Annotated in this window: 21 protein-coding genes; 7 read left to right on the top strand and 14 right to left on the bottom strand. The window is 52.7% G+C overall.

Annotated features, from left to right (window positions below; translation table 11 throughout):
- Window positions 1-147 precede the first annotated feature (147 nt).
- Together DQM29_RS16130 and DQM29_RS16125 are read right to left on the bottom strand one after the other, a co-directional pair.
- Window positions 148-1,107 carry an MBL fold metallo-hydrolase gene (locus DQM29_RS16130; protein WP_111741627.1) on the bottom strand — a complete coding sequence of 320 codons (960 nt, stop codon included), beginning with the start codon at window positions 1,105-1,107 and terminating at the stop codon, window positions 148-150.
- Window positions 1,108-1,177: 70 nt separating this feature from the next.
- Complete coding sequence (locus DQM29_RS16125) at window positions 1,178-1,756, bottom strand: hypothetical protein (protein WP_111741626.1); 579 nt, start codon at window positions 1,754-1,756, stop codon at window positions 1,178-1,180.
- 116 nt (window positions 1,757-1,872) lie between these two features.
- Between DQM29_RS16125 and yccX the strand changes: the two genes are divergently transcribed.
- The 4 genes from yccX to DQM29_RS16105 all read left to right on the top strand — a co-directional run bounded on the left by yccX (window position 1,873) and on the right by DQM29_RS16105 (window position 5,072).
- Window positions 1,873-2,145, top strand: coding sequence for an acylphosphatase (yccX, locus tag DQM29_RS16120; protein WP_111741625.1), 273 nt, complete (start codon window positions 1,873-1,875; stop codon window positions 2,143-2,145).
- Window positions 2,146-2,288: 143 nt separating this feature from the next.
- The gene (murB, locus tag DQM29_RS16115; protein ID WP_111741624.1) at window positions 2,289-3,326 is read left to right on the top strand and encodes a UDP-N-acetylmuramate dehydrogenase; all 1,038 of its coding nucleotides are present in this window, start codon (window positions 2,289-2,291) and stop codon (window positions 3,324-3,326) included.
- Complete coding sequence (gene birA, locus DQM29_RS16110) at window positions 3,323-4,294, top strand: bifunctional biotin--[acetyl-CoA-carboxylase] ligase/biotin operon repressor BirA (RefSeq protein WP_111741623.1); 972 nt, start codon at window positions 3,323-3,325, stop codon at window positions 4,292-4,294. Before murB ends, birA begins: the two co-directional genes overlap by 4 nt.
- A 70-nt stretch (window positions 4,295-4,364) precedes the next feature.
- Window positions 4,365-5,072 carry a hypothetical protein gene (locus DQM29_RS16105; protein ID WP_111741622.1) on the top strand — a complete coding sequence of 236 codons (708 nt, stop codon included), beginning with the start codon at window positions 4,365-4,367 and terminating at the stop codon, window positions 5,070-5,072.
- 19 nt (window positions 5,073-5,091) lie between these two features.
- Here the strand turns inward: DQM29_RS16105 and coaA are convergent, their stop codons facing one another.
- Window positions 5,092-6,045 carry a type I pantothenate kinase gene (gene coaA, locus DQM29_RS16100; RefSeq protein WP_111741621.1) on the bottom strand — a complete coding sequence of 318 codons (954 nt, stop codon included), beginning with the start codon at window positions 6,043-6,045 and terminating at the stop codon, window positions 5,092-5,094.
- A gap of 215 nt (window positions 6,046-6,260) precedes the next feature.
- Here coaA and hypF point away from each other — a divergent pair, with 215 nt between their 5' ends.
- The 3 genes from hypF (at window position 6,261) to DQM29_RS16085 (ending at window position 13,226) form a co-directional block, all read left to right on the top strand.
- Window positions 6,261-8,540 carry a carbamoyltransferase HypF gene (gene hypF, locus DQM29_RS16095; RefSeq protein WP_111741620.1) on the top strand — a complete coding sequence of 760 codons (2,280 nt, stop codon included), beginning with the start codon at window positions 6,261-6,263 and terminating at the stop codon, window positions 8,538-8,540.
- A gap of 58 nt (window positions 8,541-8,598) precedes the next feature.
- The gene (locus tag DQM29_RS16090) at window positions 8,599-9,774 is read left to right on the top strand and encodes a hypothetical protein (protein WP_111741619.1); all 1,176 of its coding nucleotides are present in this window, start codon (window positions 8,599-8,601) and stop codon (window positions 9,772-9,774) included.
- A 629-nt stretch (window positions 9,775-10,403) separates the two neighbouring features.
- Window positions 10,404-13,226, top strand: a complete 2,823-nt coding sequence (locus DQM29_RS16085) for a S8 family serine peptidase (RefSeq protein ID WP_145960382.1) — start codon at window positions 10,404-10,406, stop codon at window positions 13,224-13,226.
- Window positions 13,227-13,307: 81 nt separating this feature from the next.
- Here the strand turns inward: DQM29_RS16085 and DQM29_RS16080 are convergent, their stop codons facing one another.
- The 11 genes from DQM29_RS16080 to DQM29_RS16030 form a co-directional block, all read right to left on the bottom strand.
- On the bottom strand, window positions 13,308-13,967 hold the full coding sequence (locus DQM29_RS16080) for a hypothetical protein (protein WP_111741618.1): 660 nt from the start codon (window positions 13,965-13,967) through the stop codon (window positions 13,308-13,310).
- A gap of 109 nt (window positions 13,968-14,076) precedes the next feature.
- Entirely contained in the window at window positions 14,077-14,433 is a 357-nt protein-coding gene (gene frdD / locus DQM29_RS16075) for a fumarate reductase subunit FrdD (RefSeq protein ID WP_170126557.1), read from the bottom strand.
- A 13-nt stretch (window positions 14,434-14,446) separates the two neighbouring features.
- Window positions 14,447-14,836 carry a fumarate reductase subunit FrdC gene (gene frdC / locus DQM29_RS16070; RefSeq protein WP_111742121.1) on the bottom strand — a complete coding sequence of 130 codons (390 nt, stop codon included), beginning with the start codon at window positions 14,834-14,836 and terminating at the stop codon, window positions 14,447-14,449.
- Window positions 14,837-14,854: 18 nt separating this feature from the next.
- On the bottom strand, window positions 14,855-15,589 hold the full coding sequence (locus DQM29_RS16065; RefSeq protein WP_111741478.1) for a succinate dehydrogenase/fumarate reductase iron-sulfur subunit: 735 nt from the start codon (window positions 15,587-15,589) through the stop codon (window positions 14,855-14,857).
- Window positions 15,582-17,390, bottom strand: a complete 1,809-nt coding sequence (frdA, locus tag DQM29_RS16060) for a fumarate reductase (quinol) flavoprotein subunit (protein ID WP_111741477.1) — start codon at window positions 17,388-17,390, stop codon at window positions 15,582-15,584. Before frdA ends, DQM29_RS16065 begins: the two co-directional genes overlap by 8 nt.
- A gap of 228 nt (window positions 17,391-17,618) precedes the next feature.
- Window positions 17,619-19,022, bottom strand: coding sequence for an anion permease (locus tag DQM29_RS16055; RefSeq protein ID WP_111741617.1), 1,404 nt, complete (start codon window positions 19,020-19,022; stop codon window positions 17,619-17,621).
- Between the two features lie 155 nt (window positions 19,023-19,177).
- Window positions 19,178-20,530, bottom strand: coding sequence for an adenylosuccinate lyase (gene purB, locus DQM29_RS16050; protein ID WP_111741616.1), 1,353 nt, complete (start codon window positions 20,528-20,530; stop codon window positions 19,178-19,180).
- 423 nt (window positions 20,531-20,953) lie between these two features.
- Entirely contained in the window at window positions 20,954-22,231 is a 1,278-nt protein-coding gene (locus tag DQM29_RS16045) for an MFS transporter (RefSeq protein ID WP_111741615.1), read from the bottom strand.
- Window positions 22,232-22,486: 255 nt separating this feature from the next.
- A complete protein-coding gene (locus tag DQM29_RS16040) occupies window positions 22,487-24,556 on the bottom strand; it encodes an FAD-binding protein (protein ID WP_111741614.1) in 2,070 nt (689 codons plus the stop codon).
- The gene (locus DQM29_RS16035) at window positions 24,553-26,094 is read right to left on the bottom strand and encodes an acyl CoA:acetate/3-ketoacid CoA transferase (protein WP_111741613.1); all 1,542 of its coding nucleotides are present in this window, start codon (window positions 26,092-26,094) and stop codon (window positions 24,553-24,555) included. The genes DQM29_RS16040 and DQM29_RS16035 overlap by 4 nt, the downstream gene beginning before the upstream one ends.
- A 14-nt stretch (window positions 26,095-26,108) precedes the next feature.
- Window positions 26,109-26,885 (bottom strand): enoyl-CoA hydratase/isomerase family protein, encoded by a 777-nt coding sequence (locus DQM29_RS16030; protein ID WP_111741612.1) that lies wholly within the window; start codon window positions 26,883-26,885, stop codon window positions 26,109-26,111.
- Window positions 26,886-26,892 lie beyond the last annotated feature (7 nt).

Raw genomic sequence — 26,892 nt, 5'->3', positions numbered from 1 at the left:
TAAGCTGGTTGTACTCATTGCCGTGCTGGAGCTGTTGCTGGCTCTGCTGCGGTTGATCGATCTGTTGAAGTAGTTCGCGGGTTGAAACGTACCTAAGGGGGAAGCCGATTCCCCCTTTAATAAACGCCTTCTTAAACCAGTATGGCCTTATTTAAACGGACTATACTCCACCGGCACCCAGCGATATCCCTGAGCGTCCGCACCTACATGCCCAATACCGGGGAATGGCAGATGGGCTCCGGCTATCCAAAGATCGGTTTTCGCCACGTTGGCGAACATCATTTTGCGGGTTTTTATCGCCTCTTTACTATCAACGTCAAACTCCATGGCGACTTCTGGGCGGGTAAACTGCACTGAATGGCTGTGGACGATGTCTCCCCAAACCAGCAGGCGCTGTTCGCCAGAGGTGAACAGATAAGAGCTGTGGCCAGGCGTGTGTCCCGGCGTTGGCATCACGGTAACGCCGTCGAGCAGTGCGTCTGCAGGCTGATACGTCTTAAACTTTCCGGCAGTTTGATAAGGGGTAACGGCTGTTTTGATAGCGGTAAATGTTGACTTGGCGTCATCCGGCGCTTTTGCTGCCTGTTCCGGGTTTAGCCAGTAGTCGGCTTCGGCTTTGGCGGCATAAATAGTCGCGTTAGGAAAGACCATTGCTCCGTTATCAGTGATGCCGCACAGGTGATCGGGATGAAGGTGAGTCAGCAGCACGGTATCTACCTGCTCTGGCTTATAGCCAGATGCCTGTAGATTATCCTTTATTGATCCCAGCGTTGGGCCAAAGCACTTTGCCGCGCCGGAGTCCACCAGCACCAGACGGCTACCGGTATTAATCAGGTAGGCGTTAACGGCGGTCTGCACTCCGCTGTCACTGTTGAGGTACATTTTGTCCAGCAGCGCTTTGGCGTCTTTAGCACTTATGCCTTTATACAGACTGGTGCCGATCTTGACAGAGCCGTCGTACAGCGCAGTGACTTCAAACTGGCCGAGCGACATACGGTAGTAGCCAGGGACCTGCGTCTCCTGCTTGGTCGGGGCAGATGACAGCGCGGTAAACGCACATCCGGTCAGTGCTAGCGCCAGTAGTGCGCGAGAAGCGAATTTCTTCATGGGTGACTGTTCCTTGCTGTTTATAGCATCGCTGTTTAACTATAGTGTTCTTTTCCTGACATATCGTGCGTTAGGCAACCTGTTCAATCCGGCAGCGCTGGCACAGGGGATAGTCGTCGAGAAACGGTTGGATAAGCGCGCGCATGGTGGCGAAACTGCTGCCGTACAGGTAAAGTGCTGTCTCTTTGTTGCCCTGATAATAGCTATGAATGGAGCCCTCTTCTCCAAGTGCCTTTTCCACTTCGCTCCAGACGACGTTAACGTCGCTGTTTTGATAAACGTCATCCGGCAAATCGGTGCCGTTGAGATAGAGTGCTAACCCTTCTTGATGCCCGAAGGGGATCGTACGGTCATCGACGCGTAACCGGGAACCTTTGGGCGCGAGAGCTTTTTCCAGAAAGCCGAGAATGTGGCCTATCGCCTGTTCGCTGACGTCCGTTGCATCAATTTCAATGTCGCACTCACTGACTTCGCCATCGTCAGTGAGTAAAGAGCCGCCGCCGCTGACGTGGCCGATGGTGTAGCGCTCTAAAACTTTCTCCAGCGCATCTTCCAAATCACCTCTATGAGTTGGCTGAAGCCGGGCATTAAGCGTCACGGTGACAAAATGTTTTTCTTCTGCTTTCTTACCGAAAATATTTTTAAACATGCCGAGCTCCTTTTAGGCACATGGAAAGATGTCGAATGAACTTACTGTCATGATAGCGAGATCGACAAATCGGCGTTAGTCTTCTTTGAGCGCAAACCTTAAATAAGGAGACTGAAATGAGCGTTTGCTATATGGCCTATGTATCCGGGGTCGTCCAAGGTGTTGGTTTTCGCTACTTCACTCAGCTTCAGGCGCGGGCGCTGGGGGTTACAGGCTATGCCTACAATATGGATGACGGCCGTGTGGAAGTGTTGGCCTGCGGTGAGCGGGAGCAGGTAGAAAAGCTGATTGCGTGGTTAAAGGTTGGCCCCCGATCCGCCAGAGTTGAACGCGTGCTCATAGAGCCTCGCCCCTACCGCGACTGTGCGAGTTTCAGCATTAAGTATTAAGCTTGCGCAGTGTGCTGTAACTGTCTGGCAGCGCCACCTGCGTACAATTGCGGTACACAGCCTAGCCATTAATTCCTCCGATCGGGTAGACTAGACCCCAATACATCGCACTGATTTGTACAAACGATAACCCGGAACCCGCTATGCCTTCTTCTCCCGTTTCTATTCAACGTCTGCACACCTTTGGGCTGCCGGTTTACGCCGAGCGCGTCATTGAGGCCGATTCCGCTTCGTTGCTGCAAAGCGCCTGGCGGGAGGCAAAGCGAGAGGGTAAGGCGACGCTGCTGCTGGGCAGCGGCAGCAATATGCTGTTTCTGGAGGACTTTGGCGGCTGGATCGTTCTCAACCGCATCAAGGGAATAGAAGTTAAGGAGTCTCCCGATGCGTGGCAAATCCACGTGGGCGCGGGTGAAAACTGGCACGAGCTGGTGCGCCATACGCTTTCCCTTGGTATGGGGGGGCTTGAGAACCTAGCGCTTATTCCTGGCTGCACGGGCTCAGCGCCGATTCAAAATATCGGCGCCTACGGCGTAGAGTTGAAAGACGTCTGCGACTACGTTGACGTGCTGAATCTGGAAAGTGGTGAAACGCGTCGACTCTCCGCTGCCGAGTGTGAGTTTGGCTATCGCGAAAGCGTGTTTAAACACCGTTATCGCGACGGATACGCTATTACCGCGGTAGGGCTTCGGTTACCGAAACGCTGGCAGCCAGTGTTGAGCTATGGCGATCTGCGTGCACTAGACCCAGCCACGGTGACGCCTTCTCAAGTGTTTGATTCAGTATGCGCCATGCGTATGAGCAAGCTGCCCGATCCGGCGGTAACCGGTAACGCCGGCAGCTTCTTTAAAAACCCAGTGGTCAGCGCATCGGACTTCGCGTCTATTTTGGCGCACTATCCTAACGCTCCGCACTACCCACAGGCAGACGGTCAGGAAAAGCTGGCGGCTGGCTGGCTTATCGATAGCTGTAGATTAAAGGGACACGTTATTGGTGGCGCGGCGGTTCACCAGCAGCAGGCGCTGGTACTGATTAATCAACACGGTGCAACCTCTCAGGACGTGGTTCAGCTGGCGGCCTATGTGAGAAATCGCGTTGGCGAAACCTTTAACGTCTGGCTGGAGCCGGAAGTGCGCTTTATCGGTCGGGAAGGGGAGCGTAACGCAGTAGAGGTGCTGTCATGAAGAACATTGCCGTTCCGCTTCAGCTAGTGAAAATCCTTTCTGACGGTGAGTTTCATTCTGGCGAACAAATAGGACAGGCGCTGGGCATGAGCCGCGCTGCGATCAACAAGTATATGCAAACTCTGCGCGACTGGGGGCTGGACGTGTTTACCGTGACGGGCAAGGGATACAGCCTGGCCGCGCCGCTTCAGCTTTTAGACGCGGAAGCTATTTCCAAGAGCCTGCCGGAAGGGGGCGTTACGGTGCTGCCAGTGGTGGATTCCACCAACCAGTATTTGATGGACAGAATCGGATCTCTGCGCTCCGGCGAGGCGTGCGTAGCCGAGTTTCAGCAGGCGGGGCGTGGGCGTCGCGGTCGGCAGTGGTTCTCGCCGTTTGGTTCTAACCTCTATCTTTCCATGTACTGGCGATTAGAGCAGGGGCCAGCGGCGGCCGTAGGGCTTAGCCTGGCAGTCGGCATTGTGATGGCTGAAGTGTTGCGCGAGCTGGGCGCGAAAGACGTCAAGGTCAAATGGCCGAACGATCTCTACATGAACGACTGCAAGCTGGCGGGAATATTGGTTGAGCTGACTGGTAAAACCGGTGACGCGGCGAACGTTGTCATCGGTGCCGGCATTAATCTCGCCATGCGCGAGCCGGACAGCAGCGTAGTGAACCAGCGCTGGGCAAACCTGACGGAGGGCGGCCTGAATATCGACAGAAACCTGCTGGTCGCCCGTCTGATTACCGCGCTGAGAGATACGCTGGTGCAGTTTGAGCAGCAGGGGCTGGCTCCCTTTGTTTCCCGCTGGCGCACGCTGGACAACTTTATTGACCGCCCGGTGAAACTCTTGATAGGAGAGCGTCAAATATTCGGTATCGCCCGCGGTATTGATAAGCAAGGGGCGCTTTTGCTGGAGCAGGACGGTGAGATTCAGCCATATATCGGTGGTGAGATTTCACTAAGGCCTGATGATCGCGATCTCTAGGATGCTCCCATACGCTTGCATGGGAAAACTGAAAGCTGTTTAACATATCTATAAGCCAATGGAGGGTGTTATGTTCAAATCTCGAACTGTACTGTCGCTGCTTGCGGGTGCGCTGTCGCTGTGCTCTTTTTTCAGTCAGGCGGAAACGGCGGAATTCAAGACCGGAGAATACCGTTTGTGCAATGGCGAACTGGCTGACTGCCGTCAGGGTAAGTCACTGCACGAAAACGAGTCTTACTACTTTGAAAAAAACCATACCGGGCGCATTCTTTTTCGGGCCGAGAGAACGGGCTTTTTTTGGGAAGTTATGGGCGACAGGCTGGAAATAAGCCTCGACGATGGCTCGAAGATGGCGATGACCGTACGTGAAAATAGTGCGCTGCTCGACGATCCCAAGAGTGGAACGTTTGTGCTGACGCTGGATGAAGACGCGTCTTTTATTCCCGGACTCTATTACCTTTGCCCTGAAAACAGCGACACGTCCTGCTTTGCGTCGCTTGATGCGTTTACATCTTCTTTTCCTGCCCCAGATGGCGAAACGTCACCTACTTTCCTGATGCTGTATCAGCAAAGCGAGTACAGCCAAATTTGCCCGAAAGGAGAGAAAGAGTGCCAGCCACTGACCTGGATGCTCTCTGCTGACAATAAGCAGATTGTTACAACAATAAAGGGGCAAAAAGTCACACTGCGCATTGATCGCAATATGCTGATTAACGACGCTACGGGTGAACGCTATTTACGGGCATACAGCGAGGCAATTATGGCGGCGGCCAGCTAGCACCGCCCGATCTTTTCGCCTATTTCCTCAGCCTCACCTGCTCAACGGCGTGATTCGCGCCCTTGGTTAGGATGAGGCTTGCCCGTTCCCGGGTTGGCAGAATGTTTTGCACCAGATTCAGCCCGTTGATTTCCCGCCAGATACCGTCAGCAATATTGATCGCCTGCTCTTCTGACAGCTTTGCATAGCTGTGGAAATAGGAGTCCGGATCGGAGAACGCCCCCTGACGAAACTTAAGGAAACGGTTGATATACCACTGGCGCAGCAGATCTTCTTTGGCGTCGACGTAAATAGAGAAGTCGACAAAGTCCGACACGAAGACGCGGTGAGGAGAGTGGGGGTAGTCCATACCGCTTTGCAGCACGTTTAGCCCCTCGAGGATCAAAATATCTGGCTGCTCGACGACCTGAGTTTCTCCGGCAATGATGTCATAAATCAGGTGTGAATAGACGGGCGCTTCAACCTGCGCTTTACCCGACTTGATCTCCGAAACGAAGCGCACTAGGTTCATGATGTCGTAAGACTGTGGAAAGCCCTTCTTTTTCATCATATCGCGTTCGCGCAGTATCTGATTTGGCAGCAGAAAGCCGTCGGTGGTGACCAGCTCGACCCGGAGCCCTTTGCTCCAGCGGCTTAGCAGCGCCTGCAGCACGCGGGCGCTGGTGCTTTTACCCACCGCAACGCTACCGGCAACGCTGATAATATAGGGAACGCGCTGCTTGCGAACGCCGAGAAACTTTTCCAGTACCACGTGGTTTTGCAGGTTACTGTCGATATAAAAATTCAACAGGCGGGACAGGGGAAGATAGATCTCTAATACTTCATCCAGCGACAGGTCTTCATTGATGCCCTTGAGGCTGGCGATTTCTTCTTCGGTCAAGGTCAGAGGCTCAGAATCCCGAAGTGCCGCCCACTGCTCACGACTGAATTCCATGTAGGGGCTTAAGCCAAATAGTTGCTGTTTTTCGTTCATAAACCATCGTGTCCTGGGAGCTGTACCGCTCGTTTACCACAATCATTTGCGCTGTAAAATCAGCAGATGCAGTGGTTCATTATAGACATCTTGGCGATGAGGGCAGCAGTTTTTCTCTGTTTGTCTATCATTTCTTTGGATCTTTTGGTGGTGGCGGGGCCTTTCGGGGTGCAAAATAGCCTCCATTGCGCGTGGTTTTTGAGGGGAGCAACAGAGTGCCCAGTGGAATTCAGCTGAGAATTAAAGGCAAAGTGCAGGGCGTTGGCTTTCGACCCTACGTTTGGCAGTTGGCTCACGAAATGGGCCTTCTGGGCGATGTCTGTAATGATGCCGAAGGGGTTCTGGTTCGCCTGTTGGCCGAGTCTGCTCCCGCGGCATTTGTTGAGCAGCTTTATGCTCGCTGCCCGCCGCTGGCGCGTATTGAAAGCGTAACGCCGACGTCGTTCGACTGGGCGACACAGCCGACAGACTTCACCATTCGCAGCAGTGGTGAAGGGCCAATGGATACACAGGTGATCCCCGATGCGGCGACCTGTCCTGCCTGCCTGAATGAACTGTTCGACAGTAACAATCGACGCTATCACTATCCTTTTATCAACTGTACCCACTGTGGGCCGCGCTTCACGATCGTCCGCAAGATGCCCTACGATCGCCCGTTTACTGCCATGGCTTCGTTTCCCCTTTGTCCTCTGTGCCGTATGGAGTATGAGTCCCCAGCGGACAGGCGCTTTCACGCCCAGCCGAACGCCTGTTCGGTCTGTGGGCCGTACGTTTGGTTGAGCAGAGCAAGTGACCCTCAGCCGACTGGTACTGTTGGCGATCTGGCGTTAGAAAAGGCTGCTGAGCTGTTGCTTAACGGCGGCATTCTGGCTATTAAAGGGCTGGGCGGTTTTCACCTAGCCTGCGATGCAACCAGCGACGAGGCTGTCGCTCTGCTGAGAAAGCGCAAACATCGACCCACTAAACCACTGGCGGTGATGCTGCCTTCGGCAGACTGGCTGAGCTTTTGCAGCCGGGAAAATGAACCGAGCCTGCGTCAGCTTCTGCAAAGCGGCCCGGCGCCTATCGTACTGGTAGAGACATCAATAGGGTCTCCACTGAGTCGCGCAGTGTGCCCCGGGCTGGATGAGGTTGGCCTGATGCTGCCCGCTAACCCTTTACAGCATTTGCTGATGGAGAAAGTAGGAAGGCCGCTGGTGATGACGTCAGGCAACGCCTCTGGTAAACCTCCCGCTCTTTCTAATGAACAGGCGCTAGCAGATCTGGGAGGGATTGCCGATCTGTTTTTGATGCACAACCGAGATATTGTGCAGCGAGCCGATGACTCCGTTGTTCGCTGGCAGGGAGGGCGCGCAGAGATGATGCGTCGCTCGCGGGGCTACGTACCCGATGCGATTGAACTGCCTGAAGGGTTCCGCGACGAGCCCCCACAGCTGGCGATGGGAGCCGATCTAAAAAACGCGTTTTGCCTGCTTCGGGGCAATGCCGCGGTGTTGAGCCAGCACCTTGGCGATCTGGACGATGTCGATATTGAGCAGCAGTACCGTTCTGCACTAACTCTGTTTGAAGATATTTATCGCTTTACGCCGGCGGCTATCGCTGTCGATGCTCATCCTGGCTACGTTAGCCATCGTTTAGGGCGAGAGCTGGCACAAAAAGCCAACCTGCCGCTGGTGGAGGTGCTGCACCACCATGCCCATATTGCCGCGACGATGGCGGAACACGGCTGGCGCAGAGAGGGTGGTTCAGTTATCGGCCTAGCGCTGGATGGATTGGGGTATGGTGAAAATGGGCAGCTATGGGGCGGCGAGTGCCTGCTGGTGGACTATCAGAGCTGCCAGCGCCTTGGTGGCCTGCCCGCTGTTGCCATGCCGGGTGGCGACAAGGCGTCGAAAGAGCCATGGAGAAACCTCCTTGCCCAGTGGCAGCGCTTTTTACCCGACTGGAAGAACTACCCTGAAGCGGCGGTCGTGATGGCTCACCCTTGGCAGCCGCTGGCCGTTGCCGTTGAGCGGGGGCTAAACTCTCCAGAGGCCTCTTCCTGTGGGCGGCTGTTTGACGCGGTTGCTGCGGCGCTATCGATTTCTCCAAACGGCATAAGCTGGGAGGGGGAAGCGGCCTGCCGGCTGGAAGCGATTGCCCGCCAATGCTGCTGTAATCGGGAGCATCCCGTCACGATGCCGTTTAGTGGTGATACGTTGGATTTAGCGACGTTCTGGCGGCAGTGGCTAGCCTATCGAGCGCCAATGGCAGATCGCGCCTACGCTTTTCATCAGGCTCTGGCGAACGGTATGGGCGACATGGCGAAAGCCTTTGCACAGCAGCACCGTGTATCGACCGTGGCGCTGGCTGGCGGTGTGCTACACAACCGCCTATTGCGCTCGCTACTGGTAGAGCGCCTTGAGGGGCTGCGCGTCATTTATCCTGAGCGATTGCCCATGGGAGACGGCGGTTTAGCGTTTGGTCAGGCAATTGTGGCGGCATCTCGCAATTAAGGTTCTATACTTATCGCTCATGGCAAAATAAAGCGCCGCTGAGCGAGCAATAATAAAAATGATAAAACGTCTGGTATTCACGCTGATGGCAGGGTGCTTCTGGCTTTTAACTGCGTTCTCAGTGAGCGCGGAGCAAGAGCCTCGCTCTGTTTATACCGGCGTGATTGGCGCGCAGGCGGTCGTTGTTGAACTGTCCATTGAGGATGACGACAGCATCGTTGGGCGCTATTTCTATCGGCGCTATCATAACGACATTGCGCTGTCGGGAACCAAGTCGGCTGACGGACGCCTGAACCTGTATGAGAATCGACGTGCAGAAAATCCCATTGCTACATCATCGATAACTCTGTATCAGGTACAGGATGGCTCATTGAAAGGTCAGTGGCGCAGCGTAGGGGGCAAAACTCAGCCCGTGCAGTTGACGCTTGCGCAGGATCTTAAAGAGCAGAAAGACGATACGCCTTATCTACAGGCGCTGCGTCAGGAAAACCCATACGACTACTTGCGTATCGCCGCTTCGTCGCTGACGAAAGAGCGCGAGCAGACGTTTATGGGGTATCACCTTCAGTGGTGGAAAGAGCCGGTTTCTGGTATTCGTCTATTTAGCGTTTTGTCGGGATATCCTCAGGGGTCGTTGAAAAAGATTAATGAACACCTGCGCGATCGCCTTTGGAAGTCGGTCGTGGACTACCACGGCTGCCTGTACGGTGGATTGCAGAGCAGTGCCGGAGAAGCCGATTTTTCTCAAACCGTCACGCCGAGCTACTTTTCAAAAAGCGTGCTGAGTGCCAAGGTGTTTACCCACTTCTACTGCGGCGGTGCACATCCAGACTTTGCTGATTTTCCTATCAATCTTGACGTTAAACAGGCGCGTGAACTGTCACTGGAAGACGTTTTGTGGTTAGGAAAGGGTGAGGCGATATATTATGACGAACAGGGGCGGGGAAATGCCACCTTTGACGAATTTTCCGACTATCGCTCGCGTCTGCTTGCGCCCTGGCTTGTAAAAAGAATGGCTGCACTCTATCCAAAGAGAATGTTGGAAAACGAGGAGTGTGATTATCGAACGCAGTCGTACTGGGCTTTTGTTAACTGGCATTTTACACCGAAAGGTATTCTTTTTAGTCCCTCTTTTCCTCGTGTTGCACGCGCCTGTGAATACCCTGAATGGGCTATTCTTCCCTACAAAGAAATTAATTCGCACGCTGGGCATTTTTCATTAAAAAATGAATAGCGGCCTTTTAATACATAGAATGAGGTATTTTTTTTGCTAAATGCTTTCTCATTTCTTTTTTCATCTAAGGTTATGTCTGTTTTTTATATAGATAAAATTCGTTCAATATCTGGGTGACTTTATAACCAGTCATTTTAACCCTATACAAAATGGGTGTTTTTCCAAGCGATTCACCTGCGTTAATAATTTAATTTTTTTGTTAATTGCTTTACCAGTAGTTTATAAATGATAACAAAGAACTTTTTTTCACAAGATGATATTTATTGAATGTGTTTAATTTTCAATTAATTGCATTCTCTATTTTTTGTTTTTATTGTTTACTATTTAAATGAGAACAATTTTTATCTTGGTGCTATTTTTTTCATTTTGAAAGTTGACGTTACAAAAAGAGACATCTAGTATTTAATTAGAATAACCAATCAAAGTGTCGTTGCCATTAGTTTGATAGGGTTAGTCAATAAGCAACTTAACATCGTTATTCAATAAGTATTACCTCCAAAGCCCGTGGGAAGGTCTTCTGGGGGAGGGATGACTTATATTTGAAAACCGAAATAAAAATTATTATTTGCGGATTTCAAGGACTGTTTAATTGCTTATAGATGACCCTTTTAGGTCGTCAGGGGCTTATTATGTCCTTAAAAAGACCTCTATTAAAACAAACGCTTTATTTTACCGGATCTTTTCTTCTCACTACGGCGCTTGCTGCCTGTGGCGGCGGCGGTGGAGGAGGAGGAGGTGGTGGTGGTGGCGGCGGCGGTAACAACAGCAGCGACTCAGGGTCTGGAAATCAGTCCTCGAGCAACGCCGGCGGAGTTGTCTCACCTACAGCGCCTATTGCACCAACCGCCTATAACCGAAATCTTTTTATCACTAAAGCCGCTGAAGCCAGAGAAGCCGGGTTCACCGGAGCAGGCGTTATTGTCGGCCTCATTGACAGCGGCGTGCTTACCAGCAATGTAGCGCTTCAGAGTGTGGTGATTAAATCACTGACCTATGTCGATCCCGCTACCAACAATACCAGTGTGGGTGACGTTCGCGGTCACGGTACCATGGTGGCTCAGGTGCTGGCGGGTCAGCGCATTGGTGATTTCTCCGGCGGTATTGCACCTGATGTGTCTATTGTCAGTGCGCGTATTATCTCCGATACACCGACGTCAGTAGGAAATAAGGGCTATTCACTTACCCGAGTTAACTATGACGTGGCTGATGCAGGGGCGAAAATCCTCAATAACTCATGGAGCATGCCCGTATGGGAGCCGTCGAATACAGCGGTGACCAATAATTACGTTAATGCCTATCAGAACTTTATAAAAACCCGAGGCGGGCTTGTCGTGTTCGCCAGTGGCAACGATTCACAGGCTAATCCTACTCAAATCGCTATGCTGCCAACCCTTTCTCCGTCTTCACAGCTGGAAAAAGGCTGGCTTGTCGTCAGCGCTGTGGATACCAGCCATCCTGACAGGCTGGCTTCTTATGCCAACGCCTGTGGTGCCAGTATGCACTACTGCCTCGTCGCACCCGGAACCGTATCTGTTCTTACCACCAACGGTGATTTTACTACCGTATCGGGCACTTCGTTTGCAGCACCTCAGGTCTCTGGGGCTGCGGCGATGGTTTGGCAGGCATACCCTTATTTCAGTAACGATCTGGTTCGACAGACGCTGTTGGGTACCGCTACTGACTTAGGTGCGGCCGGTGTGGATAGCACCTTTGGCTACGGCCTGTTGAATGCTGCTGCGGCGATAAAAGGCCCGTCAAAATTTGACTGGGGTGACGTTTCCGTTAGCTTCGACGGCTATACCTCAACCTGGCGCAATCCTATTAGCGGTGACGGCGGGTTAACAAAAGACGGTACTGGCACTCTGGTGCTAACAGAAAACGCCACCTACAGGGGAACGACAAACGTGCTCGGAGGCAGATTGGCCTCTGAAAAGAGTATCGCTTCCGATATCAACGTCAGAAGGCTTGGTACGCTGGACGTGAGGAAGGTAGGTGGAGACGTCTATAACCAAGGCAGTGTTGTGTTGCGTAACGGCGAAACTGCGTTTCACGGCAGCTATACACAAACGGCTGACGGTCAACTGGCTCTGATGCTGGGGTCAACGCTGAACGTCACGGGCTCAGCGAACGTTGCCGGAAATCTTCACGTGCTGGGTATTCCGCAGGGCTATGTTACCAAGGCGCGTCAGGATGTGCTTAGCGCAAAAGGCGGGCTGAACGGTACCTTCAATACGTTCACTCAGGCTGCGGGCGTTTTTGTTGATGCAACGGTGAGCTACAGCAGCACTCAGGCATGGTTAGACGTGAAGCGAGTTAACGCCACCGAGGTTTCTGGTGTGAACTACAATGCGGCAGCCAGTGCGGGTGCCGCAAGGCTTGAGCAGGCGTTTAGCCTGTTAGATGCGCAAAACAGCGGTTCACCATCGCCAAGTGGTGTGCAGGATAGCGAGTTTTTGAAGGGGGCGGCCAGCCTGCAACAGTCACCAACGCCGGAAATTGCTCAGGCATCTTTAGAAAGCCTGTCAGGGCAGCTGCCAGCCGCCAGCCGTGCGATGACGCTTCAGGCAGTGAACGTGAACAACCGCCACGTGTCTGACCACATTGCTCAGCTTATGGAAGCACCAGTCAGCAGCAGTTGGACGCAGAACGTTAACTACCAGAGCAGTATGACTGGAGGTGGTTTTTCCGGTGTGAACTACTCAATGAACGGCTGGGTGATGGGAAGCGACGTCTTTCTGGATAAGAACACCTTCATCGGTTCATCGTTAACGCGCAGCAATACCTATGGCAGCCTAAGCCGCGGTTCAGAGTACAACAGTGGAACCGTGGGGGAAGCCTCGCTCTACGGAGGTAAGATGTTTGACGCCTATTATGTGACGGGTCGTGTGGCATCTGGTTACTATGACGGGCAGCAGAAGCGAACGCTACTGCTGGGTACAGACTCCTCCCGCGTCAGCAGCGATCAGAGTGGTAACTACTTTACGGTTGGCAGTGAAGCGGGCTATCGCGTGAAGGGCGATAACTGGCAGGTTACTCCCTATGTTGATACGCAGTATATCAACCTGAAGCAGGATGGATTTAAGGAAAACGGCGCTTCTGGCTTTGGCCTGCAGGCGAAGTCACAAACTACTGATAGGCTACAGGCAGGAATGGGCGTGCGTGCGGGCTACGGTTGGGATATGGGGGATCAGGGGCGAGTTAACCTGACGGCGAAAACCCACTACCAGCGCGCCGTAGTGCAGAGCAATCAGCGCTACAGTGCCAGCTTTACCGGCGTTAATCAGTACATGCCTCTTCGCGGTGCAGAACTGCCTAAAGACGTCTTGATGGTGGGAAGCGGCTTTGAGTGGTTGATGAATGACCAGATGGCGCTGAACCTGTTCTACGAACAGTATTTCAGCGATGCGCAGAACGTTAACTCTGTGAATATGGGCTTTACGTTTACGTTTTAGCCGCAGGACATACAGCCATTGATAGACAAACGCCCCTTAGGTTCTGCCAAAGGGGCGTTTTACGTTATAACGCTTGCGCTTCTATTTTGAACAATCATAAATGGCGAAGGGCAACCATAAAACAGGTTCTCCCATCTCCTTTATATGATGAGCAAATGCGTCGACCTCCGCATAGGCGTTTTGAATTAGACCCAGTTCATTGACCCGAAGCGTAAAATGCTGCGAGATCTCTTTGTCCAATCCATTGCAAAGATAGCTATGACAGAAGTCGAATTCGTACCCGAGAATGTCATAGCCAAGAAGTTCACCTTCAATAACGTTATCTTCCGGTAGTAAAAAAGCATGTGTTGAATCGGCTAGTTCATTCAGTAGGCTATCGGTATTCTGTTCTTCTACAGCAAGTGCAACAATTTTTATGTTTTCCAGTTGGTATAAATAGTTTTCATAAAACGTTCGGGCATCTTGATAGTGTTGGAAACGACTGTCGAAATCTATTTTTTGTTGTTCATAGAGCGTATTGACCGCCTTTTTTAAATCGGCAAATTTGGCATCATCAAGCTTTAGCGATTTTTGATAGTTTTTATGGTTTTTCGCTTGGTTGATATAAAAGCACCCTTCTAATAGCGGGTGTAGTGTTCCTAGACATTTACTTACTGTCAGTATCTTTGGACTATTTATATCTATCCAGTCTGGCTTGGGGGAGATCTCAACCAGATAATAGCCAAAAAGTTTAAGACTCATTTTTCCCTCTATTTATAGACACGAAGCCGTTTATCTAATTGTCCCTATAAAAAAGCGCCCCGCAAGCGGAGCGCCTTGTCTTGATGTGGCGAATCTTACAGCATGCTTCTTATAGCATAAACACGCCAACCACCGCCAAAATGCTCAGCACGCTGGCAATGCCGTAGAACACCAGCTTGCCCGCAGGGATGTGCAGCTTCAGGTCGTGGCTCATGTGGTGCATACGGTGCAGACCGCACCACACCGGCAGAATAATCATCAGCAGCAGGAACACCCGGCCAATAAAGCTCTGGCAGAACGCAAGCACTCTCGGGTAGCTCAACGCTTCAGGCGCCCAGCCCAGCGGCAGAATAATCGCCACCAGCAGGATAATCGCCGGCGCCACAATGGCGCTCCACATACCGCCCGCACCAAACAGGCCCCAGAATACCGGTTCGTCAGAACGTTTAGGGTTTTGGTCAATCATTTCATTCCCCTCCTTACACCAGCGCCACGGCCAGAATAATCACGGTTACCACCGCCGTCACTGCCCACAGGCCGGTAATCATCGGCTTGGGACTCATCTTCTCGTCGCCCTTGACGATGTTCACCGCCTTCGGCGCCAGGTCAAACCAGGTCTTGGTGTGCACCACACCCATCACCAGCGTGATGATATTGAGCAGCATCACCAGCGGGTTTTGCAAAAAGCCAATAAACCCGGCCCAGCTCTCAAGGCTTCTGAGTGAGAACACGCCAATCAGCACCACAATGCTGAACCAGACGGCCGGAACGGCGGTCATTTCACGGAACATATAGAACTTATAGAACCCCAGGTTCTTCCACCAGGAAGCCTTCATCTCACGGACATAGGGTTTACGTTTGGTTATCATCATCGTCTCCCACTCCCTTTACTGGGGTTTCAGCATAGCAATCATAAAGTCTTTGGCGCTTTCGGCTTTACCCTGTTGGATAGCCGACGCCGGGTCCACGTGCTTCGGACAGACTTCAGAGCAGTAGCCCACAAAGGTACAGCTCCACACGCCGTTCTTGCCGTTAAGCTGGGTCATACGCTGCTTCTTGCCCTTGTCGCGGGTGTCGAGGTTGTAGCGATGGCCAAGGGTAATGGCGGCAGGCCCGATAAACTCGGGGTTAAGGCCGAACTGCGGGCAGGCCGCATAGCACAGGCCGCAGTTGATACAGCCGGAGAACTGATGGTATTTCTCCATCTGAGCCGGGGTCTGAATCGTTGGGCCGTTCTCAGGCTTGAGCGCGTCATTGATAATGTAAGGCTTGATGGCCTCCAGACTCTCAATGAAGTGGGTCATATCGACCACCAGGTCGCGCTCGATGGGGAAGTTCCCCAGCGCTTCGACCTTCATGCCCTGCGGGTAGTCACGCAGGAAGGTTTTACAGGCAAGCTTGGGCACCTTGTTAATCATCATGCCGCAGGAGCCGCAGATAGCCATCCGGCAGGACCAGCGGTAGGAGAGGTCAGGGGCCAGATTGTCCTTGATGTAGCCCAGCGCATCCAGCAGTGACGTGGAGGCGTCATAAGGCACATCATAGGCCTCGAAGCGGGGCTCAGCGTCACGCTCAGGGTTATAGCGCATGACTTCTACTTTGAGGGTTTTCATCTCAGACATTCGCCTGCTCCTTCTTCAGTGCTTCTTCTTTCGCCTGCGCTTCGGCTTCAGCGCCATACACGCGTTTGGCCGGCGGCAGGGTAGTAATCTTCACATCGCTGTAGTCAATGCGCGGCGCGCCGCCTTCCGGGTTGTAGAAGGCCAGAGAGTGCTTGAGGTAGTTGACGTCATCACGCTCGGTGCAGCCTTCGTCCAGACGCTGGTGTGCCCCGCGGGATTCGCGACGCAGGATGGCGGAGTGCGCCATACATTCAGCCACGTCAAGGCTGTGACCCAGTTCGATGGTGTACAGCAGGTCGGTGTTGAAGACGCTGGTGCGGTCAGTGATGCGCACGCGCTTGAAGCGCTCTTTCAGCTCGGTCAGCTTGTCGACGGTCTTTTGCATCAGCTCTTCGGTACGGTAGATACCGCAGCCTTCTTCCATGCTCAGACCCATTTCATCACGGATGTTGGCCCAGTTTTCGGTGCCTTCCTGATTGAGCAGGGCGTGCAGGCGGGCTTCGATATCGGACGCCTGTGCATCCAGCGCAGAGCCGTTAGCCGCGGTCGCGGTCTTGGCGCGCTCAAGAGCGTGTTCACCGGCCACGCGACCAAAGACCACCAGCTCGGCCAGCGAGTTGGAGCCCAGACGGTTGGCGCCGTGCATGCCGACAGAGGAACATTCGCCGACGGCGAACAGACCGGTCAGACGGGTTTCACACTGCTGGTTGGTTTCGATACCGCCCATGGTGTAGTGAGCCGTTGGGCGCACCGGGATAGGCTCTTTGACCGGGTCAACGCCGACGTAGGCCTTAGCCAGTTCGCAGATGAACGGCAGACGCTCAAGCAGCTTCTTCTCGCCCAGGTGACGCAGGTCAAGGTAGACCACATCGCCACGCGGCGTAGAGATGGTGCGACCGGCGCGCCATTCGTGCCAGAAGGCCTGAGAGACTTTATCGCGCGGGCCGAGTTCCATGTACTTGTTCTGCGGCTGGCCGAGGGGAGTTTCCGGTCCGAGACCGTAGTCCTGCAGGTAGCGGTAGCCGTCCTTGTTGACCATGATACCGCCTTCACCGCGGCAGCCTTCGGTCATCAGGATACCGGAGCCGGGCAGGCCTGTCGGGTGATACTGAACGAATTCCATATCGCGCAGCGGGACGCCGTGACGGAAGGCCATGCCCATACCGTCACCGGTAACGATACCGCCGTTGGTGTTGTAGCGGTAGACGCGGCCGGCACCGCCGGTAGCCATAACAACCGCGTTGGCGCGGATTTGCACCAGCGTGCCTTCCATCATGTTCATGGCGACCAGGCCGCGAACGTGGCCTTCATCGACCAGCATGTCGAGGACGAAGTGTTCGTCAAAGCGCTTGATGTTAGGGTACTTGAGCGAGGTCTGGAACAGGGTGTGGAGCATGTGGAAGCCGGTTTTGTCGGCGGCAAACCAGGTGCGTTCAACCTTCATCCCGCCGAAGCGGCGGACGTTGACGGCGCCGTCAGGCTTGCGGCTCCAGGGGCATCCCCACTGTTCGAGCTGAATCATCTCGCGCGGGCTGTTTTCGACGAAGTACTGGACGACGTCCTGTTCGCAGAGCCAGTCCCCGCCGGCGACGGTGTCGTGGAAGTGGAGTTCGAAGCTGTCGTCGTCACGGATGACGGCGGCGGAACCCCCTTCGGCGGCCACGGTGTGGCTGCGCATGGGGTAGACTTTAGAAATCAGCGCGATGGTGGCGTTAGGGTTGGCTTCGGCAGCGGCAATGGCTGCACGCAGTCCTCCGCCCCCGGCCCCGATAATGGCGATGTCGGCGTTAAAGGTTTGCACTGCATTCCTCCAAATGTTCCGGTTTAAGTGTGTTAAAAAATAAAAAAAATTTTTTTTGTATGTGCGTAATCAAATAAGCAAAACTATTATAGCCGAGCTAAAGTGCTTAATATGGCGTTTACATCACTCTTTTGGCGTATAAACTGTAAAATCTGATGTAATTTACCATATTAAGCATAGGGTTAATTATTTTAATTTATTTAATTGGGTTCGCTTCAGAACCGCGTATTACCACAGCCCCAACGCTTTCCACCAGATAGAACCCACACCTATCCATATGATTAAATTCACCACTGAGAACAGGAAGCCTATTTTCCACCAGGTGGGTAAGTCGATATACCCAGCGCCGTAGTAAATCGGCCCGGGTGCTCCGCTGTAGTGGGTTATAGGAAGGCAGATGTTAGCCGTAAAGGCTAGCGCTAAAGCAACCAGATAGGGCGGTGCACCCGCAGCAACGGCGACGGCAATAAAGGCCGCATACATGGCAGAAATATGCGCTGTCAGACTGGCGAAGGCGTAGTGGGAATACATATAGATAACGACCAGTAAAAACAGCGTCGTGATCCATGAATAGCCGCTCATAGAGTGACTAGCCGCTTCGGCAAACCACGGAATAAAGCCTTTACTGGAAAGCTGCGCGGCAAGGCCGACTAAACTGCCCATCCAGATTAGCGTATCCCAAGCGCCGGTTTCCTTAACGACGTTTTCCCAAGTCAGCACTTGTGTCACTAACAGACAGGAAACTGCCAGCATGGCGACCGTCGTGGCGTTAAGCCCGTTCCACCCTGACGTACACCACAAGAATAGCGAAACCAGAAACACGACCGCTAAGATCTTCTCGTGTAGCGTAACGGCGCCCATTTTCTCCAGCTCTTCACGGGCAATGATTTTGGCCTGTGGGATCTTCTTCAGCTCCGGCGGGTAAACCACGTACATCAGCCAAGGGATGGTAATAAAGGCAATCAGACCCGGTACACAGGCAGCCAGCGCCCAAGTGCCCCAAGTGATTTCCACACCAATGGTTTTTGCCGCTAGTTCCACAATCATCGGGTTACCCGCCATGGCGGTTAAGAACATGGCGCAGACCACGGACTCCGTCTGGTAGATGACCTGAAGGAAGTAGGCTCCCGCTTTACGGCTGGTTGGGCCCGGCTCAGAGTCTAGTGCCGAAGAAAGGCTGCGGGCGATAGGAAAAATGATGCCGCCGGCTCTGGCTGCGCTGGACGGCGTAGCCGGTGCGAGGATCAGATCGCTTAAAGCCAGCGCGTAACCCACTTTTAGCGTGCTGTCGCCAATGGCGCGCAGAATCATGTAGGCGATGCGTCGCCCCAATCCCGTTTTGATAAAACCTCGGGCAAACAGAAAGGCGGCAACAATAAGCCAGATCGCACCGGAGCTGAAGCCAGACAGGGCTTCAGACAGTTTTAGCGTGTTGGTCATCACGATAGCGGTAATGCCAACAAACGCTACTGCGCCGACGGGAACGGGTTGAAGAATAAAGCCGATAATAATGGCGACCATCAGGGCAAACAGGTGCCACGCCTGAGGTGTTAAGCCTTCTGGTACCGGAATAAACCAGATGATGAGGCCAATAAGAACGGTGATAGCCCCTTTTATTATATTATTAGACATATGACGGAGACCTCCGCAGTTCGGGGCCTGTTCGGTTAGTCGCCAAAAAAGCGGAGAGAAGATCCCAGAGAAAGGCGGCGACCCGATAACGGCAACCCGTTAGTAATAGTGAGGCGCGCTTCACCAAAGCGAGAGGCTTCGCGCGCCCGGATGGGTTACTTCACGCTAGGCCGTTTGGCTAGCACGCGGTCAACGAAGGTCGTTGCCAGCCCGATATAGTTATGCGGGTTCAGCATGTCTTTGATTTCCTGCTTGCTGAAGAACTGCATAACTTCTGGGTGACTCATCAGCGCGTCTTCCATAGCGATGCCTTTTTCGAAGGCGTCCATGCAGATGGTGTAGACGATTTCGTGGGCAGTTAAGCGACCCATTTTGGCGCCCAAGTGCATCATGACGGACTCTGACAGCATCAGACCCTTCAGGCAGCTCAGGTTTTTCTCCATTTTTTCCGGATAAACGATCAGGTTTTCCAGAATGTCGACGCTCTTTTCTAATGCGGCATCCAGTAGGTGACAGGCGCGCTGAACAAAGTCCCACTCGGCGATTTCACAGCTCCAGTCACGCTCGTTCTCACAGTTCATGGCTTCTACTGCCAGCGGTGCCAGCGCGCGGACGCTGCGGGTCAGGGCGATAACGTTTTCACACACCTGTGGATTGCGCTTGTGCGGCATGGTGCTGCTGCCGACTTTACCCATAAAGAACGGCTCTTCCAGCTCGCCGATTTCAGTGCGCTGTAAGGTCAGCACTTCACGGGTGACTTTACCGATAGTGCCAGCCACCAGCGCCAGAACGCTGATAAACTCGGCGATGTTGTCGCGTGCAGAGTGCCAGGCAATATCCGGTGCGGCTAAACCTAGCTCTTTCATCATGCGCTCTTGTACTTTGAGGCCTTCGGTTTCCAGTGAGGCGAGAGTACCAACGGCGCCGGAGAACTGACCGACAAACAGACGAGGCGTGATTTCATTCAGGCGTTCAGTATGACGGGCAAACTCAGAGGCCCAGCCTGCGGCTTTGAAGCCCATGGTGATTGGTAAGGCGTGCTGAACGTGGGTACGACCAGCCATCACGACGTCGCGGTATTTTTCCGCCAGCCCGTAGCAGGCTTCTTCACACTGGCGTACCTTCTTCAGCAGCACGGCGTGGGCCTCGCGAATTTGCAGCACCAGTCCGGTGTCTACGATGTCCTGACTGGTCGCGCCCCAGTGAACGAACTCGCCGGCGTTGTTGTTAAGCACGGCTTTAAACGCCTTGAGCAAAGGAACAATGGTGATGGAGCTCTTATAGAATTCACCGATGGAGGGGATGTCCAGCAGGTCGGCATTGGCCTTGCTGCAGATTTCCTGCATGGCTTCTTTAGGAATAATGCCCAGCTCGCCTTCTGCTTTGGCAAGCGCGGCTTCTGTATCCAGCCACTTTTGCACCAGATTGCGGTCGCTGAAAATATCGCGCATTTCTTTGGTACTGAAAAGAGCGCCGAAAACCTGGCTGTCAATTACCGTTGAGTTCATGATGCTTCTCCATGTTTATCGATTTAGTTTAACGTTAAAGTTGATAGTGAAAAAATAATCAGGAAAGGGAAGACGAAGGTGACAGAATGCCTTCTGAAAGCCTTCCTACCTCTTCCTGATTACATTGACTTTAACGTTAAACTTGTTAATCAAAGAAAACCATAAAAAAATTAGGGTTTGTGATCCTCTTAACAGATTATTCATTTTTTGTTTTTTAAATCAAAATGATATGAATTTCACGAAATATCTGCTCAGATGTATGTCTGATATTTATGAATGTGGAATACCTGACGGCAGCCATATCATCACAGCGTTGTGGTTATCCAGAAGAGCCCATTACGCGTTGCTTAAAATGCGTAGAGTAGAAATCCGCTTTCTACGAAGGCGGATTTCTACTTGTTTATACGGGGGAACGAGGGTTAATTAGTTCGTTACAAGCGCGTTTTCTTCTACGCAGACAGGGTCTTTGATAAATATCCATAGTGCGATAGCGCCGAGAACGTCAAAAAATGCCAGAGCAATAAAGAACGGTGCAAAGCCAACAATGCTAACGAATGCGCCAATAAACAGGTTGAAGATTAACTGACCGGACCACGCGCAGGCGCCCGCCATGCCAACTGCCGTCGCGACTTCGTCTTTTTTAAACAAATCGGCGCCTAGTGTGGTGGAAACCGTAGACAGCAGCTGGTGAGCGAAAGCACCGATGCTGATTAGCAGTACCGCGATATACGGATTTTCAACGATGCTGACTAGGCCAATTGTCATCATGATAACGGCGGCAATGGTGAAGGCGATTCTTCGTGAGTTAATTAAACTGATGCCTCTATCATTGAAGAATTTAGCAACAAATCCGCTGGCCAGACAGCCTAAATCACCCAGCAGGAAGGGTAGCCATACAAACATGGCGATTTCTTTTAAGCTGAAATGAAGTGTTTCAACAAAGAAAATAGGCACCCAGAAGTTAATTGTTCCCCAGGCTGGGTCAGCCAGAAAACGCGCAATACCAATACCCCAGAAGTTTCTCTGCTTTAAAATATGTATAACGGACGTTTTTTCTTTTTTGACATCTTTCAAATGAGTTTCTTTTCCGGCTTCAATATACTGCCTTTCCTCATCGGATAGTCGTTTAGCATCTTTAGGATCTTTATAAAAAAAGAACCACATTACTGCTGCAATTAACGCTAATGCACCGGAAACCAGAAATGCAAACTGCCAGCTGTGGAACATAATGCACCAGGCGATAAGCGGTGGAGCAAGCATAGCGCCGAGTGAGGTCCCCATTTGAAATACGCCGGTAGCGATGCCGCGTTCTTTGGCTGGAAACCATACTGATGCGGTTTTTACACCCGCAGGAATCGCAGAGGCTTCGCTGAATCCCATAATTCCACGCATAAACGCCAGCCCTTGCCATGTGCCGGTTAACGCGTGTCCCATCGTTGCCAAGCCCCATATCGCAGCACAGATGGCAAAGCTTAATTTTAATCCGACAGTGTCAATAAAAAATCCCATTATCGGCTGACCAAGGGTATACGCCAGTTGGAATGCGCTGACTATCCACGAATATTGTTCTTTTGTTATCCCTGTAGTTTGCATAATGGTCGGCGCGGCGATACCTAATGCCGTCCTGTCCAGATAGTTAATAACGGTAATGAAACAGACGAGCACAATCATATGCCATCGGTAATTTTTAATTATTTTCATGATTTTTCTTTCCTTATTATCATTAATATATATCGGCGGCATGTTTGAAATTCATACGGGGAACGACAATAGTTTTTTTAATTTCCATATGTTCACCTTGAATAAGTCAGGGGTAGAGATAGTAAATTGCCGATATGTAGTACCTATGAAATTACGCTGTCGCGGAAAGCACCTCGGAGAATATTTGTTATATTCCCAAAGGTGTTATATTTTCGCAGTAATGTAACTCTAATACTCTGGTATATAAATTTATGCTTAGCGGTAAATATCTCCGCAAAGAAAGTCGGGCCAACTTTTCTCAAAATAATTTCCGCTAATATCCGGAATATCGCGTAGTGCATTCCGGTTAACGGTAAATTTCAACTGTACACATTGAAGGGTTAGCTTGTGATTTTTGTCGTCCTCCTTTTCGGGTCTGAATCGCCATTGATCTGTCGGGCCGAGTCGAGTCAACGGCAGACATTCGCCACTCTGGTCGATAATAATTCTCGCGCCACGGCTTCCGCCGCCTTCGGCAACATAGTGTTTCAGCATAGCTAGCACTGCGGCTGAGGTTAACGCCATGTGGCGCCACATAAAGAGCTCGGTTATCTCTGCTGCATGCTGGATGGTCAGCCCATCCTGATAAATCTGTTCAACCAGAGTCTGTGCATCGCTACTGGCCTGATTTATTGCTTCGGCATGGCAGATAAACCCCGCATGGTCAGACATGCGTGCCTGAATTTGCTTTTTGGCGGCCTGAAGCGATATTCCCTGAGGGTTAGCGAGCGCGCGCTTTATCACTGCGCCTAGGGTAGATAAGGCAGCGAAAGCCAGTTCAGGTATGTCTGAACAGACCTCCGAATGGCCTGCTTCGGCGATATAGCGCGCCAGACGTACGGCAAACACCTGCCCGGCGTTAAGCGCTGCGCCGCCGGGGCGAGTAACGCCGTGTGTACCTGCCACTTCACCAACGGCAAAGCAGCCTAGCAAAGAGGTTTGCCCCCAGATATCAACCTCAATGCCGCCGTTCATATGCTGGTTATTCATGGCGAATTCCAGCGGCTCTTTTGTCAGGTCGTTACCGTGCATTTTATAGAGGGAGATGGACAGCGGATTCATACGCTGTAGGCGTTCAATCGGCAGCTCGCCTAGAGCGTCGTTATTTTCCAGATAGGCGCGCACGTCGCTATCCAAACGATCTAGAGAAAACGGTCGATCTCCGGGAACGGGGAGCGGGTTACGCTTAAAATCCATGTAGACCCTACGTCCGAGCTGCTGCTCATGCGCAACGGCCATATCCAGCAGGCTAGAGCCGAAATCCATCACTCTTGTGGCGTGGAACGGCCACTGATAGCCTTTGCGGAAAATATTGGACGCCAGCTCCTGCGTGGTGCGGTAGTAGTCGGCTAGGAAGTTATGTTCCTGCCCGTGTTCATCAACAGAATAAATGTAGGGGATCACCTGCACGTAAGTGCCGGACAGATTCCAAGGGAAGGCGCTGCGGGGTGTGCCGATGCCAAACTGGCTTTCGGTAAGGTTTGCTAGCGTTAGCCCTTCTTCCAGAGCCAGCCCCAGTGAGCCAAAGCACTTCTTCGGATAAACGCTGTCGCGGTACAGTTCGCCCGGGCCGCCGGTGGCTAACACGACGTTTGGCGCGACGATCAGCGCCAGCCCCCACGGATTGTGCACTCGAGAACCAGTAGCGACAATTGCCCCTGCACAGCGCTCCACGCCGTTGCTGTCACGCTGGCGCAGCAGTTTAATGACCGTTGCGCCGCTTAACAGCGGAATGGCCAGACGCTGAACTTCTTCCAGCAACACTTTTACCATCAGTCGTGAAGTGCGCGGCCCACAAGACGTGGCACGCCCGGCTTCATCGTGGTCGGTTTGATAGCGGAGAATGGCGCCTAAGCGATCTTCCGGTAGTTCTAGTCCGAGAAATTGCAGTCCGCCCAGAGTGTGTAATGAACCAACCGCTTCAACGTAGGCGGTATCAAGATCCATCGCGCCACCGGAGGCCAGCGCCTGCGCCAGCTTCAGAAAGTTGTCCCCCTTGCCCGCAGTGGCGGCGGTAAACAGCGTCTGTTTATCGGAGCCGGAGCAGGCTGAGGTACCCATGTATAAACCTGCGGTGGCAATCAATACGTCTTTCTTGCGGCGTTTCAGCTCGACTGCTGCACGCAGACCAGCGGCGCCGCTGCCCACCACCAGCGCATCGCTGCGCCAGACTGGATACTCTACATTATCAATGAATACCGTCGAAGCGGGCTCTGCCTGTACGAATCCCTTGGGAAACGTAACGTGCGTCAGCGCATCGAGGATCGCGTCGTCGATCTGGCTCATTTGGCCTCCATGGGCGAAAACAGCGCGGGATCCATTTGGCGAGGGTGTTTAACGAGCGGGCGAAAACCCATATAGGGCAGAATATCGCGCTCAATATCAATACCCGGCGCAACTTCTGTCAGCTCTACACCTTCCTGAGTGAGACGGAATACCGCCCGCTCAGTGATATACAGGACTTCCTGACCGGACTGGCGTGCGTATTCCCCGCTAAAGGTGATTTTTTCTACCTGCTCCACCAGCTTTGGCACTTGACCGGTTTGCACGATGTTTATGCCATCTGAAGTAACGTTCACTTTGCTGCCTTTGGCGTCAAACGTGCCGCAGAACACCACTTTTCGGGCGTTTTGTGCAATCTCTAGAAAGCCACCGGGGCCAATGAGGTTACCGTTAAGGTGAGAGACGTTGACGTTGCCCTGCTGATCCATTTCCCCCATGCCAAGGAAGGTAATGTCAATGCCGCCGCCGCTGTAGAATTCGAACTGATCGAGAGAGGGGACAATGGCATCGGCGTTGCGGGCGCAGCCAAATAGCGCGTCGTCCAGCATCATACCGTTATGCACGCCCTGTTCTACGCTCAGCCACAGGCTGTCATAAGAAACGCCTTCACGCAGCGCAATGCCGGGAATGCCGCCGGGGATGCCGAAACCAAAGTTGGTCGACGCACCAGCGACAAGTTCTCGTGCCGCTCGGCGCGCAATCAGGCGACGCACTGGATTGGCGGGCAGCTCGATTGCGTCACGGGAGGTTTGGCGACGGTGCTGGCCGCTGATGGTCAGATCGTAGCCGCCTAAATAGGTTTGTGGCTGTTCGCGGTATTCGACGATGTGGTCTACCAGAATGCCCGGCAGCGTGACATGGCGGGGCTGAATATCGCCGGAGGCCACAATGTCTCTGACCTGAACAAAGACTTTACCGCCGCAGTTATGTGCAGCCAGCGCCATAGAATAGGCGTCCATATCGATTGCCTCTTCCTCAAGGCTGACGTTACCTCGCAGATCTGCGTAGGTACCGCGTACGATTGCATAGTCTACGTTGAACGGGCGGTAGCGCAGCTTGCTCTCGCCGTCGATCTCGATCAGTTCGACTAAGTCTTCGGTTGTGCGGGCATTGGACTTTCCTCCACCGTGGCGCGGATCAACGTATGACCCCAAACCGACGTGAGTAAACAACCCCGGGCGACCTGCGCCGATTTCCCTCAGCAGCGCCTGAATAACTCCGCCGGGAAAACAGTAAGCCTCGATTTCCTCATTTTTCACCAGCGTCTGCATTTTAGGCGACCAGGTAAAATGAGCTGCGATGACTCGTTTAAGCATTCCCGCGTGGGCGAAGCGGTTGCTGCCTTTGCTGTCACGATCGCCAATGCCTAGTGAGTGCACCAACGTCAAATCGCGCGGGTGGCCCGTTTCCAGAAAACGCTGCTCAATAGCCTGTAGCAAGTAATCGGCTTCAACCATGCCGCCGCCGTTACCGCTGATGGCGATGGTCGAACCATCTTGAATTAAAGACGCCAGATATTCCGGTGTAGCGGACTTTGACATTGTTAATATCCTTGTTATTTATTCTGAAATTCCAGCGTGCGCTTTTCTGCGAAGGCTTGGGTAGCCTGCTGGCAGTCCTGAGTGGCGGACATTAATGCAGCCAAGAGCTGGTGTTCGTAGGCGGAATGCTTATTCTCCAGTGTCAGAATCAGGTGCTTGATATGCGCCAGCGCAACTGGGCCGCATTTGGCAACTTCTACCCGTTTATTTTCCAGCCAGCTGTCTACTTGATCTTTTTCGACGATATCGTTAATCAACGAGGCCTGCTTTGCCTGCTCGGCGTTAAGGCGTTTTCCCAGCATCAGCATCTCTTTTGCCAGCGCGGGGCCTACCTGAGCTAGTAGTCGTTCAATGCCCATCCAGCCGGGCACCATGCCGAGGGTGACTTCCGGACTGGAGAACTTCGCCGTGGAGCGCGCAATGCGCAGATCGCAGCTTAGGGCCAGTTCTAGCCCACCGCCGATGGTATGTCCGTTAATGACAGCGATGGTTAACTGCGGCAGCTGGCGCAGGCGGTTAAACACTTCATTACCGCGCTTTATCCATTTCCTTCCCATATCAAGCGGGGAATAGGCAGACCAAGAAATAATATCGCCCCCGGCACAGAAGAATTTATCTCCGGTAGCCGTGAGTTCCACCATGCGAATATCAGGATCGCGTTCTATTTCATGTAGATACTGATCCAAAACTTCAATCATTTCTTCATTAATCGCATGGCATTTATCTTCGCGATTCAGCGTCAGACGGCATGAGGCAGCCGCCCTTTCAAAAAGAATGGGTTGGTTACTCATAGTGATT

Origin of the sequence: Leminorella richardii (assembly GCF_900478135.1) — a bacterium.
Taxonomy (GTDB): Bacteria; Pseudomonadota; Gammaproteobacteria; order Enterobacterales; family Enterobacteriaceae; genus Leminorella; species Leminorella richardii.
This window is presented reverse-complemented; position numbering and strand designations above follow the sequence as displayed.

Excerpts from the sequence above, each read along its gene's own strand:
- coaA (WP_111741621.1), bottom strand. The coding sequence starts at position 6,045 with ATGAACGAAAAACAGCAACTATTTGGCTTAAGCCCCTACATGGAATTC.
- DQM29_RS16085 (WP_145960382.1), top strand. The coding sequence starts at position 10,404 with ATGTCCTTAAAAAGACCTCTATTAAAACAAACGCTTTATTTTACCGGA.
- DQM29_RS16090 (WP_111741619.1), top strand. The coding sequence starts at position 8,599 with ATGATAAAACGTCTGGTATTCACGCTGATGGCAGGGTGCTTCTGGCTT.
- frdC (WP_111742121.1), bottom strand. The coding sequence starts at position 14,836 with ATGATAACCAAACGTAAACCCTATGTCCGTGAGATGAAGGCTTCCTGG.
- birA (WP_111741623.1), top strand. The coding sequence starts at position 3,323 with ATGAAGAACATTGCCGTTCCGCTTCAGCTAGTGAAAATCCTTTCTGAC.
- purB (WP_111741616.1), bottom strand. The coding sequence starts at position 20,530 with ATGAACTCAACGGTAATTGACAGCCAGGTTTTCGGCGCTCTTTTCAGT.
- DQM29_RS16125 (WP_111741626.1), bottom strand. The coding sequence starts at position 1,756 with ATGTTTAAAAATATTTTCGGTAAGAAAGCAGAAGAAAAACATTTTGTC.
- DQM29_RS16055 (WP_111741617.1), bottom strand. The coding sequence starts at position 19,022 with ATGTCTAATAATATAATAAAAGGGGCTATCACCGTTCTTATTGGCCTC.
- frdD (WP_170126557.1), bottom strand. The coding sequence starts at position 14,433 with ATGATTGACCAAAACCCTAAACGTTCTGACGAACCGGTATTCTGGGGC.
- DQM29_RS16130 (WP_111741627.1), bottom strand. The coding sequence starts at position 1,107 with ATGAAGAAATTCGCTTCTCGCGCACTACTGGCGCTAGCACTGACCGGA.
- murB (WP_111741624.1), top strand. The coding sequence starts at position 2,289 with ATGCCTTCTTCTCCCGTTTCTATTCAACGTCTGCACACCTTTGGGCTG.
- DQM29_RS16030 (WP_111741612.1), bottom strand. The coding sequence starts at position 26,885 with ATGAGTAACCAACCCATTCTTTTTGAAAGGGCGGCTGCCTCATGCCGT.
- DQM29_RS16080 (WP_111741618.1), bottom strand. The coding sequence starts at position 13,967 with ATGAGTCTTAAACTTTTTGGCTATTATCTGGTTGAGATCTCCCCCAAG.
- DQM29_RS16045 (WP_111741615.1), bottom strand. The coding sequence starts at position 22,231 with ATGAAAATAATTAAAAATTACCGATGGCATATGATTGTGCTCGTCTGT.
- yccX (WP_111741625.1), top strand. The coding sequence starts at position 1,873 with ATGAGCGTTTGCTATATGGCCTATGTATCCGGGGTCGTCCAAGGTGTT.
- DQM29_RS16035 (WP_111741613.1), bottom strand. The coding sequence starts at position 26,094 with ATGTCAAAGTCCGCTACACCGGAATATCTGGCGTCTTTAATTCAAGAT.
- DQM29_RS16065 (WP_111741478.1), bottom strand. The coding sequence starts at position 15,589 with ATGTCTGAGATGAAAACCCTCAAAGTAGAAGTCATGCGCTATAACCCT.
- DQM29_RS16040 (WP_111741614.1), bottom strand. The coding sequence starts at position 24,556 with ATGAGCCAGATCGACGACGCGATCCTCGATGCGCTGACGCACGTTACG.
- DQM29_RS16105 (WP_111741622.1), top strand. The coding sequence starts at position 4,365 with ATGTTCAAATCTCGAACTGTACTGTCGCTGCTTGCGGGTGCGCTGTCG.